General features: G+C 61.0%; 19 protein-coding genes and 1 pseudogene. 7 read left to right on the forward strand and 13 right to left on the reverse strand.

Translation table 11 applies throughout. The features are described from left to right. Nucleotides 1-73 precede the first annotated feature (73 nt). From ABSL23_RS15845 to ABSL23_RS15855, 3 genes are read right to left on the reverse strand one after another with little or no spacing between them, the layout of a single operon-like run. Nucleotides 74-1,021, reverse strand: coding sequence for a hypothetical protein (locus tag ABSL23_RS15845; RefSeq protein ID WP_353635517.1), 948 nt, complete (start codon nt 1,019-1,021; stop codon nt 74-76). Next, a complete protein-coding gene (locus ABSL23_RS15850; protein WP_353635518.1) occupies nt 1,014-1,283 on the reverse strand; it encodes a hypothetical protein in 270 nt (89 codons plus the stop codon). Before ABSL23_RS15850 ends, ABSL23_RS15845 begins: the two co-directional genes overlap by 8 nt. 56 nt (nt 1,284-1,339) lie before the next feature. Beyond that, the gene (locus ABSL23_RS15855) at nt 1,340-2,311 is read right to left on the reverse strand and encodes a hypothetical protein (protein ID WP_353635519.1); all 972 of its coding nucleotides are present in this window, start codon (nt 2,309-2,311) and stop codon (nt 1,340-1,342) included. Between the two features lie 170 nt (nt 2,312-2,481). Between ABSL23_RS15855 and ABSL23_RS15860 the strand changes: the two genes are divergently transcribed. Further along, on the forward strand, nt 2,482-2,967 hold the full coding sequence (locus tag ABSL23_RS15860) for a hypothetical protein (RefSeq protein ID WP_353635520.1): 486 nt from the start codon (nt 2,482-2,484) through the stop codon (nt 2,965-2,967). A gap of 183 nt (nt 2,968-3,150) precedes the next feature. Here ABSL23_RS15860 and ABSL23_RS15865 read toward each other — a convergent pair whose 3' ends face one another. The 7 genes from ABSL23_RS15865 to ABSL23_RS15895 form a co-directional block, all read right to left on the reverse strand. Further along, nucleotides 3,151-3,450, reverse strand: coding sequence for a hypothetical protein (locus ABSL23_RS15865; RefSeq protein ID WP_353635521.1), 300 nt, complete (start codon nt 3,448-3,450; stop codon nt 3,151-3,153). A 494-nt stretch (nt 3,451-3,944) separates the two neighbouring features. Beyond that, nucleotides 3,945-4,145 (reverse strand): hypothetical protein, encoded by a 201-nt coding sequence (locus tag ABSL23_RS15870; RefSeq protein ID WP_353635522.1) that lies wholly within the window; start codon nt 4,143-4,145, stop codon nt 3,945-3,947. Next, nucleotides 4,142-4,876 (reverse strand): hypothetical protein, encoded by a 735-nt coding sequence (locus tag ABSL23_RS15875; protein ID WP_353635523.1) that lies wholly within the window; start codon nt 4,874-4,876, stop codon nt 4,142-4,144. The genes ABSL23_RS15870 and ABSL23_RS15875 overlap by 4 nt, the downstream gene beginning before the upstream one ends. Beyond that, complete coding sequence (locus ABSL23_RS15880) at nt 4,876-5,775, reverse strand: hypothetical protein (protein WP_353635524.1); 900 nt, start codon at nt 5,773-5,775, stop codon at nt 4,876-4,878. The genes ABSL23_RS15875 and ABSL23_RS15880 overlap by 1 nt, the downstream gene beginning before the upstream one ends. Before the next feature lie 4 nt (nt 5,776-5,779). Then, nucleotides 5,780-5,971 (reverse strand): hypothetical protein, encoded by a 192-nt coding sequence (locus tag ABSL23_RS15885; protein WP_353635525.1) that lies wholly within the window; start codon nt 5,969-5,971, stop codon nt 5,780-5,782. Nucleotides 5,972-6,024: 53 nt separating this feature from the next. Then, nucleotides 6,025-6,696 (reverse strand): N-6 DNA methylase, encoded by a 672-nt coding sequence (locus tag ABSL23_RS15890; RefSeq protein WP_353635526.1) that lies wholly within the window; start codon nt 6,694-6,696, stop codon nt 6,025-6,027. 14 nt (nt 6,697-6,710) lie between these two features. Beyond that, nucleotides 6,711-7,151 (reverse strand): hypothetical protein, encoded by a 441-nt coding sequence (locus tag ABSL23_RS15895; RefSeq protein ID WP_353635527.1) that lies wholly within the window; start codon nt 7,149-7,151, stop codon nt 6,711-6,713. Between the two features lie 199 nt (nt 7,152-7,350). Between ABSL23_RS15895 and ABSL23_RS15900 the strand changes: the two genes are divergently transcribed. The 6 genes and pseudogenes from ABSL23_RS15900 (at nt 7,351) to ABSL23_RS15925 (ending at nt 10,200) form a co-directional block, all read left to right on the forward strand. Beyond that, entirely contained in the window at nt 7,351-7,539 is a 189-nt protein-coding gene (locus ABSL23_RS15900; RefSeq protein WP_353635528.1) for a hypothetical protein, read from the forward strand. Further along, on the forward strand, nt 7,536-7,844 hold the full coding sequence (locus tag ABSL23_RS15905; protein ID WP_353635529.1) for a hypothetical protein: 309 nt from the start codon (nt 7,536-7,538) through the stop codon (nt 7,842-7,844). The genes ABSL23_RS15900 and ABSL23_RS15905 overlap by 4 nt, the downstream gene beginning before the upstream one ends. Before the next feature lie 57 nt (nt 7,845-7,901). Then, a complete protein-coding gene (locus ABSL23_RS15910) occupies nt 7,902-8,162 on the forward strand; it encodes a hypothetical protein (protein WP_353635530.1) in 261 nt (86 codons plus the stop codon). 201 nt (nt 8,163-8,363) lie between these two features. Further along, entirely contained in the window at nt 8,364-8,798 is a 435-nt protein-coding gene (locus tag ABSL23_RS15915) for a zinc ribbon domain-containing protein (protein ID WP_353635531.1), read from the forward strand. Nucleotide 8,799: 1 nt separating this feature from the next. Further along, nucleotides 8,800-8,901 (forward strand): annotated as a pseudogene (locus ABSL23_RS15920) (zinc-ribbon domain-containing protein); the annotation flags it as partial. A gap of 525 nt (nt 8,902-9,426) precedes the next feature. Next, nucleotides 9,427-10,200 (forward strand): hypothetical protein, encoded by a 774-nt coding sequence (locus ABSL23_RS15925; RefSeq protein ID WP_353635532.1) that lies wholly within the window; start codon nt 9,427-9,429, stop codon nt 10,198-10,200. A gap of 265 nt (nt 10,201-10,465) precedes the next feature. On the opposite strand, the gene ABSL23_RS15930 is transcribed toward ABSL23_RS15925, so the two are convergent. The 3 genes from ABSL23_RS15930 to ABSL23_RS15940 all read right to left on the reverse strand — a co-directional run bounded on the left by ABSL23_RS15930 (nt 10,466) and on the right by ABSL23_RS15940 (nt 13,901). Beyond that, on the reverse strand, nt 10,466-10,921 hold the full coding sequence (locus ABSL23_RS15930) for a hypothetical protein (protein ID WP_353635533.1): 456 nt from the start codon (nt 10,919-10,921) through the stop codon (nt 10,466-10,468). Beyond that, nucleotides 10,914-11,816, reverse strand: coding sequence for a ParA family protein (locus ABSL23_RS15935; RefSeq protein WP_353635534.1), 903 nt, complete (start codon nt 11,814-11,816; stop codon nt 10,914-10,916). The genes ABSL23_RS15930 and ABSL23_RS15935 overlap by 8 nt, the downstream gene beginning before the upstream one ends. A 435-nt stretch (nt 11,817-12,251) precedes the next feature. Beyond that, nucleotides 12,252-13,901, reverse strand: a complete 1,650-nt coding sequence (locus ABSL23_RS15940; protein WP_353635535.1) for a hypothetical protein — start codon at nt 13,899-13,901, stop codon at nt 12,252-12,254. Nucleotides 13,902-14,237: the final 336 nt, after the last annotated feature.

A 14,237-nucleotide genomic window follows, 5' to 3' on the forward strand; every position in this document is an offset into this window, starting at 1 on the left:
CGGTGGCGTCACTCACCACGAGCCGTCGTTCCCTTCTGGCGGTCGAGTCCACCACTCTGGTCATTAGCGAGCGTCACGCGGACGTCTCCCCGTTAAACGCGCCGAGGTTGGCTTGGTGGTCGGCCTGCCCGAGGACCTCGAAGGACGGCGCGGCCGGCGAGTCCGGGCCGTACCGCGTGAAGACCTGGCCGTCGCGAGCGATTTGCTCGTTCTTCCAGTAGAAGTCCTCTCGTGTCGCGTCCGCCAAGTCAACGTCTTCATCGACGTACACCACAGTCCACGTTGGTAGGCCAAGCGACCGCGTTTCCGAAACGCGGTAGACCTTCTGCGTTCGTTCCGACGGGAGCATGATACGGTCTCCGCGTTGCACGGCATCAGAGACGCTGCCGGTGGTCCGCGGGAACTCGTGCTTGCGAACATCGTCGTCGATAGTTCGAAGCCGGTCGTCTTCAACGCCGAGTCCAAGCGTGGACTCGTCGACTGTGTAGGCTGTCGCCCGGTCCACGAGCTCGACGACGGTGTACGTTTTCGTGCCGTAGTGATAGCTGCCGTTCCGGCGGTCGTGGTCGTAGTGGCGTTCCGCTGCCGTCGCTGCGAGGTTCGGGTCCGGGAACACTCCTTGCCAGCAGCAGTGGCTTGCCGTGCAGGTCACAAGGAACCCGGATGCGACCGCTCGAAGCCGGTCGCGAGCGATAGGGCGGCCGACGAGGATGTCCGATTGCTCAGTGACGTGCTCGCTCTGCGAGGTTGCACGGCCGACGTCCTTGCCGCCGTCGAACGCGACGAGTTTCTGTTGGACCTCATCGGTGTGGTCGTCACGGTCGCGAATGGACTCCCAGCGGCCGGTCAGACCCTCCCACATGAGCGTCCAGTAATCACCCTGCCAGACCGGGCCGTACTGGAAGGTGAGACGGGAGTGAGCAGTCCTCAGCGCAGCGTCGACGTGCGCCGGCTGCATCGAGACGCGGTCCTCTGGCTCCCCATCGTAGCGCCGGTGGGTGTCGTTGGTGGTGTCAGCCATCGTATCCCTCCGCGAGGTTTTCTTTCGCGTCGGTGTTGGGGGTCTGCCACTCGCCGCCGGAGTCGAGGAACGTCTGAATAGTGCGCTCAGTCCGGGGGATGGTCGTGCCGTCCGGGCGTTCGAATTGAGCGTGGTCGGCGTACGGCCGTGGGTCGCGGAGGATGCCGAGGCTGTACTGCATGTCGGGCCGGCAGAGTTCGTCGCCAACGTGCGCTTCGAGGTCGAGGCCGGAGTCGTCGCCGGGGGTGGCGCTTTGTGCCATTGCACTCGATTAGACGCACCGGACTGTAAAAAGAGTTACGATAGAATGCAGGTGTATTATTGGCTGTCGAGTTCCTCGAACGCGTCCTCAAGAACGTCATCCCGGCAGAGCTCCGGCGAGAGCATATGCGCGAACTGGGTCGCCACCGCCACCGCATACTGGGACCGCACCGTCGTCACATCCGTCCCCGCCGGCATCATGTGACGCTGCTGCGTCCACGTCCGGTCCGGGAGTTTGTTGTTCCCCGGCGCTAGCTCAAACGTCGAGACGTCCAAACTATCAATCAGTCCGGGCGACTCACGCACCGCCTTGATAACACGCAGGTCCGTCCCCAGACCAAGCGCGTGAACGTGGACATCGCGACCGACGTTCTTGCGGACCTCCCGCAGCGCCGCGATCCGTTCGTCGACGTCGAGCGCGAGCAGGCCGCCGACCGCCACGCCGCCCGCGGCGTCGACGAGGTCGTAGGTCAGCGAGTAGTTCGCGCGGCCGGCGAGATACTGTTCGCGCTCACGCTCAGACTTCGGATAGTCGAAAGCGGGGTCGTCGCGGTAGCCCTGGACGCGCTCGGGGTCCCACGAGCGGAGCGCGTCGAGGTAGTCGACGTACGGGGCGTGAATCGGCACGAGGACGTCGCAGTCGTCGGGGAGGCGTTCGATGGCCGTCCAGTAGTGGCTGGCCGTTTCGCTGGCATGCACCGACGGTGTGAGGTCGTCGTAGGCGTCTGTCTTCGGCGTTGGGTCCGGCGGGATAACCGCGTCGGCGTCCGTCTTTTCGACGGCCTCGATGATGCCGTGCATCGTGCCGACGCGCCGGCTTCCCGAGTCGATGAGTAGCGAGTCACAGGAGTCAGCAGCGCCGGGCCGGGCTTCGTAGTAGGATTGGAGTTTCCACGGCCACGACCACCGGGGGCTGATGCTGTACGCGTAGACGTCGACGGGGCACGCTTCCGTGAGTGCGTTCCGGGCTTCGATTTCGGCGGCGTACCGCTCCGGGATGCCGCCTGTCGAGGTGTCGCGTTGTGCCATGAGCTCGATGACGCACCGCCACGACTTACGTATTACGATAGAATATAGGTGTATCTCAGCGCCGGCAAACGAGGTAGCAGTAGTTGCTAATGCAGATTCTACACTCAAGATTAGTAGAGAAGAATAAATAGAATTATGAGTTCTAATCTGAACACAACCCAGATACAACGATGAAACGACGCACTCTCCTTACGGCGGTTAGTAGCACAGCAGCGGTTGCTCTAGCAGGCTGTTCCAGCGGTGGCGACAGTAGTGGAAGCAACAACGGAAACAACGACAGTAGTAGCGGAACGACTGAGGCTGAAGAGTGGACTCAGCTCAATCTCAGTCAAGAGGTTACGTTCGACTTCCCCGAAGGCGAGCGGATTACCTACGAGTCGAATCCGCCAGCGAAGGTGGAAGACCTCGCAGCGTACAAACGTGGTGATGTTATCGAAGTTCGTGGAACGCTGATCGTCAGCGAGCAGATTCGTCGGGTCGTCGAGTTCGAAGCAGTACTGAAGGCTGGTGGGGAGGAAGTCGGCAATCCCGAAACAACCATCCAGCGTCCTGGTCCGAACGAAGACCACACGTTCTCAACGCAGTTGAGTGGGTCCGGTGTCGACTCCGTGGACAGCCTCACGCTGTACGTGAACGGACCGGAACCGCAGACGTAGACCTTAACAGGAATTCAACCAACGACGTTCTAACAGCTTGGTCAGGCGAATCGGACCTCGTACGAAATAGGGTATATCTACGCTATCCAGAGGAGCGACTGTCGGCGGGGAAGCCCCGGCAGTCGTGGTTTCGGAACGTGCGGTAACTGTCGAACGGCCGTTTACAGCGCGTGCAGCGAAACCTCACCATACGCGACCATGGAGCCGGTCAGCTAGTCGTTGCGGCCCGTACCGGAGGACGCCGAGTGCGAGGCCGACCACGAACCCCACGTGTTCGAGGGGGTGGCCGTAGCGGTCGAGGAGGTCCGGCAGCCGGCGGCCGTGCAGCCACGGGTGCAGGACGCGGTCGTAGGAGTTGAGCACGACCTGTGCGTCTGTACTGTAGCCTTCTGCGGCGGTGTGGCGTTCGGCCGCGTTGAGGCGCTGGCCGTACTCGTGGAGGAGGCCGGTGAGCGGCCCATCAGGGCGGTCCTCAGATAGCATCTGTTCGGTCGGAGAACACACAATACAGGAGCTTGAAACTCCCGGCGTACGCCGGCAAACGTCGAAACAAATCGATAACGGGGTGCGCGGCCGTAGAGTCACGACAGTCGGCCACCCTCACGCCCACGCCTCTATCGCCGCCTGCTCGCCAACCTCCTCGCGGCCATCATTGAGGAGCCCCTGTTCGCGAGCAGCATCCTTCCGCGCTCGATGGCTCTTCCGAACGCGATGACCGCCCGGACGCTGGCACTTCCGGCCCGCACCAGCCCCGCAGTCAGGACACGAGACGCCACGCGCAGCGACGTCCGTCTCATCGGCGCCGCCACGTTTGCTCCGGTCGTTCGCGTCCGCGATCTCCTCGATGCGCTCCCGGAAGTTCGCGCGGCGCTGGCCGTGCGTCCCCTCATAGTCCTCCGGGCAGTCCCACGCAGTCGTGTTGTACCAGCCGTTGGCCGCATTTTCGAGAATGAGCCACTGCCGGGGGCTGGGGCCGTCTACGTAGATGTTGACGAGGTGGTCGCGCGTCGGGTGGGCTGCTCGTCGGCGGCCGTCAGGGGTTCGGCCGCGCAGTCGCAGGCGACGACGAACCCGCCGTCCCCGATTTTCATGACGCGGACGTCGGGGCCGGGGACGTGGTGTTCGGCGCCGGCAAGCGGGCAGTCGTAGGTCAGGACGACCTCGTGGGAGCCAGTCATGGGGACCCCTCCGCGAACGTGTCGAGGCCCACCTGTCCCACGGGGTCGGCGTCGGTATCGTCCTCGATGACCTCTTCACGAGCGTATTCGCGGGCGTACTTGAGCGCGATATCCAGCCCACACTCATCGGGCAGGTCGCGGACCTCCACGCGCTCGGAGTCGTGCGCGCGCTTCCACGGCGCCAGCGACAGCGTGGCGTTCCCGCTGCCGCGCCAGCACTCGATAACAAGGTACGGATACGTCGCCGGCGTCACAGGCGTCTCCTCGCCCGCGGCCTTGTTCTCGCGGTACAGCGAGCTATACTCCGGTGCGTCCTCCCGGTGGTAGTAGACGAGGTGCTGGCGCGAGGAGAGCTCGTAGAACGCGAGCTCGTAGCCAGTCGGAGCATCGAAGACGTGCCGGTTGACGTCCGGATGCTCCCACTCGGTCGGCGTCGTGGACTGCATCCACGCCACTGCGTCCTCGATGACCTCACGGACGGCCGCCGCGACGTCGTCGTCATCGTCGGGCTGGGGGCAGCCAGCGACCTGCTGTTTCCGGTCGAGGCCGTAGCAGCGTTCCTCGAAGACGTACGCGTCAATCGTGGCGGCGTTCGCGAAGACGCCGACTGCGGTTTCGCGGTCGGGGCCGTACCACGCGTGAGCGTTCTTCCCCGAGTTCGCGTCGTAGGTCCAGCGGCCGACGCGCTCCGGGACGTCGTAGTCGGTCGGAAGCGGTGGACGGTTTACCATCAGGCCGACACCTCCGTCGACGCGGTCGGGTCGTCAGGGACGACGACGCGGTCGCAGACCGTTTCGACAGCCCACTCTGGGGATTTGTCGCGGTACGTCTCCGGTGCGAGGTCGTAGACGTACTTCTGTTTCCGCCACGTCTCCGTCTCGGCGCCGTCGCCTGTCCACGTGGTCCCGGAGACCTCCACAGGGTCGCCGGCCGGCTGGAAGCCGTATGCGCGGTAGCACGTGCCGTCGTTGCCGTCGACGCCCGCGTAGGTTGCGAGGCGGTCGTAGCCGGCGCGCTCGGCCCACTTGCGAGCATGGGCGAGCATCCACGTCGACGTGTTCGCGGGAGCGTTGGTATGGTTCGCGAGTCGCGTCACGGCAATCTCGCGGCCGTTTGTCGACGGGTGGTAGTGGTGGAGGACCAGCACGGAGACGAGTGCGCCGTCGTAGCGTGCCGCGAACGCGGCTTTCCACGAGGCAACGCCGCCGAGCGCGTGGAACACGAGGCCGTCGCGAGCGCCGTTGAGGAACGCGTTGACCTCCCGGCGGCTGCCACGCCCCTCGATTTTCTCGAACGTGAGCTCGCTAGGTGTGTCGGGAGCGGTCCGCAGGTCGACCGAGTGGCCGACGTCGGCCGCGGGGTTGGCGCGGCGGGGGTGGGGAATCCACGAGGGGTCGCCGGCGTCGTCTGTGCCGGCGTAGGTTGCGGGAACCCACGAGGGGTCGGATTCGTCGGTCACGGTCGCGCGGAGGCGGTCGATGTCGACGGTGGCGCGCTGGTGGCCGTCTGTGAGGATGGCCGCGTGGCCGTTCGTGGTCGCGATGACGTCAGCGACCAGCCACTCGTGGTAGGTTTCAGCGGCCGCGTCAAGCTCGAACAGCGCCGTACCGGGCGAGATTGTCGCGGGCATCGGTTTAGAACCTCCGGGGGTTGTGGCGGTCGCGAGAGCCGCGTTCAGCGTCTCGGCGAGCGTCGCGGGCGTCGGCTTTGACGTGTTCGTGCTTGAGGCCGCACTCTGTCGAGCAGAAGGCGCTGTATTGGCCCGTGCCGCCTTGCCGCGGTTTCGAGCAGGTCGACCGCTTACACGTGTCGTCGCTTTGTGCCATATCAGAAGGCACGCACCGGACTGTAAAAAGAGTTACGATAGAATATGGGTGTATCAGTCGAAGCCGACTGCCTCCGGATCGACAGCCTCCAACGCCCCACCCGAAGCCGTCCGAGACGTCCGCCACGCCCCATAGCCCTCGAACGTCAGCGCGTCCCCATGGACCACGACCGCGTCAACGTTCACGAGACAGCAGTTGAGCGCCGCCATCCGCGCACAGACCTCGTCTTTGTCCACGCCGAGACACACCACGGGGCCATCCGCGGCGTCGATGCCAGCGAGCAGCAGCCGGCCACTCCCGCATGCTGGGTCGCTCACCTGCGTTGCTCCCTCACCGTCAGTCGTGCCAACGTCTTGGAGGGCCGCGAGTAGACGTACTACGGCCGGCGGAGAGAAGTGTTGGCCGAATGCGTCAGACGCCATCCCGTATGCCTCATAGGCGTCTCCGAGGACGTCACCGCCGACGGCCGCGGTCGCCGCCCGCAGCTCCCCGAACGCGGCCGCGAAGTGGTCCGCCGGCCGGTCGCCACGGTCGGCCTCCGCGTTCGCGTCCGCGTAGCGGTCGAGGACGTCGAGATATGCGTCGTCGTCGCGAGCGAGGGCGTGAGTCATGAGACGCGTCCAGTCGCGGAACACGTCGAAGCGCCCGAACCCGAACTGTGTTATCGCCTCAAGTCGCGCGAGAACGTCCGCTGTGCGGTCGTAGCGAGTGGAAAACTCAGTCATCGTCCTGTAGGGAGTTAGTTGTCGAGCGCGTTGTCGGCCGCCTCTACGAGGTAGTTGAGGGTCGCCGCGCGTTCCTCGTGAAACGCCAGCGAGTCGAGCAGGTTGTCGCGAGCGTCAGCAAGCGCCGCGAGGTAATCCTCCGCTGGCTCGTCAGGCGCGGGGAGCGGCGTTTCGTCCACCATCATTTGGACGCGCTGGAAGTGCTTACAGCCGTTTTCTGGAGAGTTGTATTCCATGTCCGGGCAGTCGCAGGGGATGACGGCGTCGAGGTCGACGGTGTACGCCGAGCCGCTGCCGGAGTGGACGTCGTAGAGGCCGGTCGCGAAGCCGTCGGCCGTCATTTCGGGGATGACGACCATTTCCTCGGTACGGGCTTTCTCGCGCCGGCTGGCGCTGTCTGTGCTGTCGTCGTCGGTTTTGTCGAGGGTTACGAGGTGTGCCATCGTGGGATGCATTCGGGTTGACGCACCGGACTGTAAAAAGCGTTACGATAGTATTCAGGTGTATTTAGTACGCCTGTATTCTATCGTAACGATTAAGTCAATCCGGTGCGTCTCCCCGAGTGCAATGGCACAAAGCGATACCGCGAATCCCACCGCAGCGACCGAATACGTCGAAGGCGAAGGCTCAGGCTATGTAATTCGCGTAGTCGAAATGCTCCCCGTCGAATCGCCCGCGCTCAAAAAAGCCGGCTACACCAACCCGACCGTGCTGTACGTCATCTTCGCGGACGGCCAAGTCTACGCGGACCACGACCGCCACGCGCTCGTTCGCGAGCTGCCCGGCCGAAACGACTGGCTCCACGACCACCTGAAGCGGCTGCGCTCCGAGGTGATGGCATGAGCCTCCCGCCCGTTATCAAACGCGGCCTGAACGGGACGAAAGTCGGCGGACACGGCCCGTCAGCACTCTGTGACTACTGTAACAAGCCACTCTCGAACGGCGACGACGTCTTCGTGTTGGCGAGCAAGGCCGGCGGCGAGGTGCGGGCTTCGTGGGTTGTCTGTGACGAGGAGGACGTCGAGGCGGAGCCGGAGGAGGACCACGCGGTTCACGTGGCGGCAGAGCTTTCAACGGCGGTTTTTGACCCGTCGCAGTTGGTGTTGGCGAGGGTGCGGGAGATTGGGGAGCCGAAGCACTCCGCTTAGATACACCCGTATTCTATCGTAACGCTTTTTACAGTCCGGTGCGTGTCTTCAACTGCGATGGCACAAAGCGCTACCACCCCGGAAGCATCCCACCCGACTACGATTCCCGCCGACACCGCCACCGAGCGCGTCAACGGCGGAAATCTTGTCTACACCGAAGAAACCGAATATAGCCTGCTCCTCGGCCGAGAAACGGTCCTCGGCCGCCACTACCTCGGGTTCACGAACGTCACCGACTGGGACGCGCTCCGCGACACGCTCGCGGCCCGTGGCCTCGATATCGGCGCGCTCTACCACCTCCCCCAGTACGAGCAGTAACAGTAGTTTCTAATGCCGGTTCGTTATTCAGTTGAGGAGGTGAAAACGCCCAATCAGTACTGGTACTATACTCCTAGGCGGACCCCCTGGAGTAGCCGTCTCACTCGTCGGATCGTCGATGGCATATTCGCGTTTGTGAACCGGGGTGTATGTTATTTTTCCACAAAATTTTATGACGGGCGCATTAGAACGTCCACGAGAATGTCATCTGAAGAAAGTGGTACCGAAGAAATTGATACGGAGCAAACCAACGGGGAAACCACTCCAGAACTCGGTCCTGACGAAGTGTACTGCACCAGTTGTGGAGAGGTGATTAAGGACGAAGCAGAAGTCTGTCCCGAATGCGGCGTCCGTCAGAAAACAGGGGATAACGGCGGAGTGGCGGCAGGAGAACTCCCAGACAGCCGAGTCTACGAACTCCAGAAAGTCGCACGGAAATCACCGGGTGTCGCCGTCGCCCTCGGATTTCTCCTCGCCCCGGCAGGATACTGGTACGTTGGTCGTACGGGACTGGCTGCGGTCAACTTCCTCACGCTCAACTACCTGCTACTCGGCATCATCATCGTCCCGTTCCATAGCTACAAAATCATCAAGGACGCCCGCGAAGAGCTAGAAGTCCACGGCGAAAGTTGGTAAAATGCCCCGCGAAAAAGGGGCTGACGAGGTATTCTGTCGGTCTTGTGGTGAAGCGATAAAGAAGGAGGCGGAGATTTGTCCGAACTGTGGCGTCCGTAATGAGCGGGCTGAAACGTCCAGTACCTCCTCGAGGAGCAAGAGCCGGTCTTATTCGACCACGGTCTCGGATTCGTGGTGGTATGGAGTTGCTGGCGGTGTCGGGCTATGGGTTCTGCTACTCATCCTTGCATCGACAGCTGCTGGATCGGATACGCTGCTCGGCTTCCTCGTGATTATCGTCTGGGCGGGACTGCCTATTGCGACATACTTTGACATGCAGTATGTGCGGGCGAATAGTGAGTGGGACCCGAATACGGTTATTTGGGTGGTTTTGATGGCGGTCTGGATAGCGAACGTTGCTGCTGGCGTGCTGTATCTGTACCGTCGCCACGAGGTACTGGGCGAACCCTAACAGTAGTTGCCAACACAGACGACTGTCGTTCCACGAATTCAGTCGTTTGAGTTCCATTCACTCACCTGAATAAAGAGATCGCGCTAGCAACTACTGGGGACCCACCAGAATACACCCATATTCTCACGTAACGCTTTTGTGTAGTGGGTGCATCAACCCCACACGAGAGCATCCCCTATGGCACAAACCACCTACGAACGCAAGCCGTGGGTCTCCAGCGGCCGACTCGTCGAATCCACGGTCCCCGCCAAACTCGCGGCCAGCCTCGACCTCGAAGGCGGCCAGCCCGCCGCGTTTGCACCATTCGCGGACGGCACCGAACTCACGTGGCGCGTCACCGTCGACGAAACGGTTGACGCCGACGCCTCGAACGTCCGCACCATCAAACACCGGCCAGCAACCGACAGCGCCAGCGAACAGTACACGCTCCGCGTTCCTGTCGTCCTCGCCGCTATGAGTGGCCTAACGCGACTCATCGAGGGCGAATCCGCGACGTTCACCTACGAGGAGGCCGCCGCTGGCTTTCGCCTCACCACGTGGCCGCCACTCCACCCGTGGACACCGCCGGCCGACGAACCAGACGTCGACGTCCCCACGACGACCGGCCAGCTTGTCGAGCTCCCGGAGGTCTACTACGCCGAGGTACCCACCGAGCAGGCGCGGGCGCTGGATTTAGTCGCGGGAGACGCTGTCGCGTGGCGGTTCACGATTCGCAACGGCGCCGTTGCAGTCGTCGCAGACTTCGACGTCGACGCCGTCGAGGAGGACGCCCCGCACGTCCGCCGTGTGCAGTCGCATATGTCCGGACCTGAGGAACGTGAGATGGAGCAATTTCGGCTGTACGTGCCGGCGGCCGCCGTCGACGCGCTCGGCTGGCAGGATGCCGACCTCCGGATTGACGCCAAACACAACCGCCTCGTTTTCTCGCAAACCAGCGACCTCGAGGAGTAGCACTCTGTCGTCAACGTCGGCGGCAGGATGTAGCGGTGGTCCGTAGTGCCCCTATTGACGAGTTCCCGAACGTTGTAGCGATGCGTTGCCACTACGGACCGGTAGCAGTCGCTCAGCGTGAAGGAAAGCGAGAGCGCGGGCGTGCATCCCATTTATGGCACAAAGCGACACCCGCACGCACCCTCGCACTCCCCACTTACTGGCGGTCGCTTAAAAGCCATTCGCCGGCTGCCTACAGACCCAGAAAGAACAATGAGCCGTTCCGTTACTCGTTGCGAAGGCCGTCCGTATCCGCGTCAGGAATCCCGCGTGCGTCCTTGATATACTCCACGAGCACGTCCGGGTTGTCCATCACCATCTGGAGCATCGCGTCGTGTTTCTCGGACGTCGTGACGTCCTTCACGCCGTCTTGGACGAGCGCCGGCGTCACTTCCACGTCGTCCACGGTATCCCACTCGTCAAGTGTCGCTTCCCGGACGTAGAACGGGAATTGCGTCGCTTCGTCCCCGAACTCGAACGCTTTCGTCGTGTACGGGTCCGCTTCCTCTTGCGCTACCTGTTCCCCGGTCGTCATCGGTTCATCCGTGCCATCATCACTGGTAGTTTCCTCAGTCGCTGCCGTCGACGGCGCCGTCGACGTGGTCTCCGGTTCACTGTCCTCGGTCTCGTCGTCCTGGTCCTCGATTGTCTCGTCAAGGTCGTCGAATGGATCGCTAGTCATCACGGACCACCTCACCACGTTCGACGATTTGCGCGAGCTCGTCGTACGCTGCCAGTTGGTCGCACTCGGGGTCGTAGTCCCGCAACGGCTCGTTGGCGTCCCGCAGCGAGTTATTGATGGCGTCCCGGTGGCGGATGCCCGGCAAGCCACCGTCGTAGTCGCCGGCTTCGATATCCTCCCAGTCCTCCGGGGAGAGGTATGCGAAGTTCGGGACCTTCGACGCCACACCGTCCCGCGTGGTAATCTCCTTGAGGAGTTCTTGGTCGAGGGTTGCTTGGTCGATACGCCGCTGGAGGTCGGACGGCACGACCGCGAGAATGTCGAGGTCGAAGTACCGGCGCGCTGGCTTCACAAGCCGGTTGACGGTGTTGTCGAGGCCGGTTTTGTAGCCGAGTTCCGGCCGCAGCGGGATGATGAGGTTCCCGGTCGCGTACATCGCGTTGTCGTTGAGCTTCCCACGGTTCGCGGGGCAGTCAACGACGATATAGTCGTAGTCCTCGCCGAGGAGCGGTTCGACAAGATGCTGTTTGAGGCGAGCAGAGCCCTGCACAGCGTCTTTAAGCGTGGATTCGACACCCTCCAAGTCCGCGTGGGAGGGGAACAGGTCGAGGCCGCCAGCGACGTTGACGATGTAGTCACGGGGGTCGGCCTCGTTGACGAGGACCGCTTCGGCGTGGTTCTCGTCGTCGTCCCCGGAGCCGTGCTGGTAGGCGTCGCGATGTCCGAGATTGAGTGTCAGGTGGCCGTTGTCGTCGAGGTCGATGAGCAGCGCGGCTTCGTTACGGTGCGCGAGCTCGCGTGCGAGGTTGAGCGCGGTTGTTGTTTTCCCGAAGCCGCCTTTCAGGATGCCTACGCACACTGCACGCGGAGTTTTGTCGGTATCGCTTTGTGCCATATCAGTTGCCTCACTCGAGACAATAGTAGATAACTCCTTTAGCTTTTCCAAAGTAGACAAAGTAGATAGAAAATCTAGAGTAGACAGGGTAGGCAGAGTAGATGGAGTAGATGGAGTAGATAGAGTAGTCAAAGTAGAAACGAAGATAGAGTACCTAATAGTTCACAGTAGCCATCTACTGTAGGGTAGATAGAGTAGATAGGATAGATGTCTACTTTAGAAAAGATGGGGCAGATAGAGTATCCGGAGGAGATGGAGGAGGAGAAGGGAGAGTGAGAGTCGTACTGCAGGGAGACGTCGAGCGGAGATCGGCTGCTCGAACTGGGTTGAGAAGCGCGAAATCCGGTTCAGGGGCGAAGTGAAACACCAGAGTGACATCCTCCTCGCCGTGAACGGCGAGGCTTCCCCTACGAGGGGAATCCAGCTTGGCAGGTTTCAGTCCGAGTAGGCCGCAAGCCTCATCTGCGAGGATTTCTCGCTTGGATTGTCTCGGAGGAACTGGTCGAAGTCATCGTAGCGACCCTGCTCGTCCTGCCAGACTTCTGCGATCACTGAATCATCTTCCACTACCGCATACTGTGGGTTCTCAGTGTCTCCATAAACCACGTGATTCCTTCCTTCAGCCGCCATTAATTTGTCCATAATCTTCGCTTGGTTGTACAGCACTTTGAACACGGTCTCATTCTGGTTATAGGTACGGAGCCTCTCAGTAAAGCTTTGCAAGTAGCCGGTTGTCGGAGCTATTGTATCCGCAGTTCGGTTATCATTTACCGACTGCGTCATGTTAGCTGCAATAGTGAAGGCTTTCTCTTTTTCGTCCTTGAAATTCCATCTCTGGCTGTTGCTGTAGCCGTCCCATCCGAATCTGAGTGGGTGCCAGTATTTGTTGAATTCTTCGTGGGCTGGGTTGAGGTAGTTTGAATCCTCGACTAAGGGATGTCTTTGTTCGTGTATGGTTTGTGGAGTACTTGTTACTGGATTAGCGACGGTTTCCATTACTCGTAGTTCGTCACTACCATCGGGGTTCTTCCCGTAAATCAGCCCGTTCCCGTGTGAGTCAAGGTCGAAGTCCCACCCGTGTGCTTCTAAATGGTTGTCATTTTTCTGTTCGATCGCTTGTTCGAGTGTCGATGCATAGATGGAGTCTTCACTACTTATTGGACCGATATCGGTCCTGATGGCCTGCCAGTTGAAGAGGTAAGTGTGTAGTCCATCGAGTGCTTCACCGACGGTTTCCGCGCTCGCGAACTTTTCGTAGTCAAAACTCCCGCCATCTCTGGTTTGGGAGTTCCACTCTCCATTTGGATAAGTGGTCACACCTTTTTCTCCGTTCTTTATCGCCTGTATCTCCGGGTTGCCTGTGTCTGTGCCGATGCTTTCTACGAACTCTTTCGATTCTTCATCTTTGTAATCGGATTCTAGAGCTTCGTAGTCGTTGTCGTGTCGCCATTCGAGTGCGACGAGATCGACGCCGAGTTTGTCGAACCCTACGTGTTCGTGGCTGCTGTAAGAGCTGAAGACTGGGTCGTCTTCGGTGAATCCGCCGCGGTCGTCGAGATAATTTGCTTCGTCGCTGTTGTTCTGGATTGTCTGTCGGAGTGCTTCGTTTCGCTCCGGAACTACGTCGAGTTTGTAGTTGCCCGGCACCGGTTTCTGTGCGGTCGCCGTATCCGCTACTGTAGTCTCGTTTTTCCGAGCGTTCGCCGTGAACGCTTGTTCGCCGGCAGCCATCTGGCCGGGCTGAACGGTTACAGAATCACCATCCCACTGCGCGGACTCTCTGTTGATTTCGACGCTGCCCGTACTAACTGTGACCTGTGACGGGGCGCCGCTCGTCTCTACGGTGAATACGGCCTGAAAGTCCTCGATGTGATGGTCGTCCCAGAGTGGAGGGAGCGGTGCTGGCTGGGATTCAGTCGAGATACTGACCGTGATCTCAGCGTCGCCACTACTCGTTCCCGCTTGTCCAGCACTATCCGACGAGGAGCCTGGGTCTGTGAGGCTATTGCAGCCGGCGAGCCCAGCGGTCAGACTCACCCCAAGCCCAGAGAGGATATCCCGGCGGGTTGGCGGCGTCTTCTCCATACTCGATGCTTTTGCTGGAACTACATAAACGTCGAGTGACCAATAGGAAGACGATGACTCCACCTCCGCGGTCAATGTCTGAACAGCGAGTGCGGCGACTAACTGATGTGTTCTCGGTTGGGCTCGAAATTCGAGAACCAGAACAGCGTAGCAGAAGATGAGACCGGCCTTCTCAATGCATACGGTTCTCGGACTGGTTTGTGGCTATGGACAAGGTGATCCTTCGACATTTTCGTCGATTTTACTTCTAATCACAGAAAGCCGGGAAGCTACCCATTCCAAGGCGACCAGTACATCGCGCTGACGTTGACATTAAAGTCGTAAACGTGCTAATAC

Source organism: Halobacterium sp. NMX12-1, assembly GCF_040435975.1.
GTDB classification, from domain to species: Archaea; Halobacteriota; Halobacteria; order Halobacteriales; family Halobacteriaceae; genus Halobacterium; species Halobacterium hubeiense.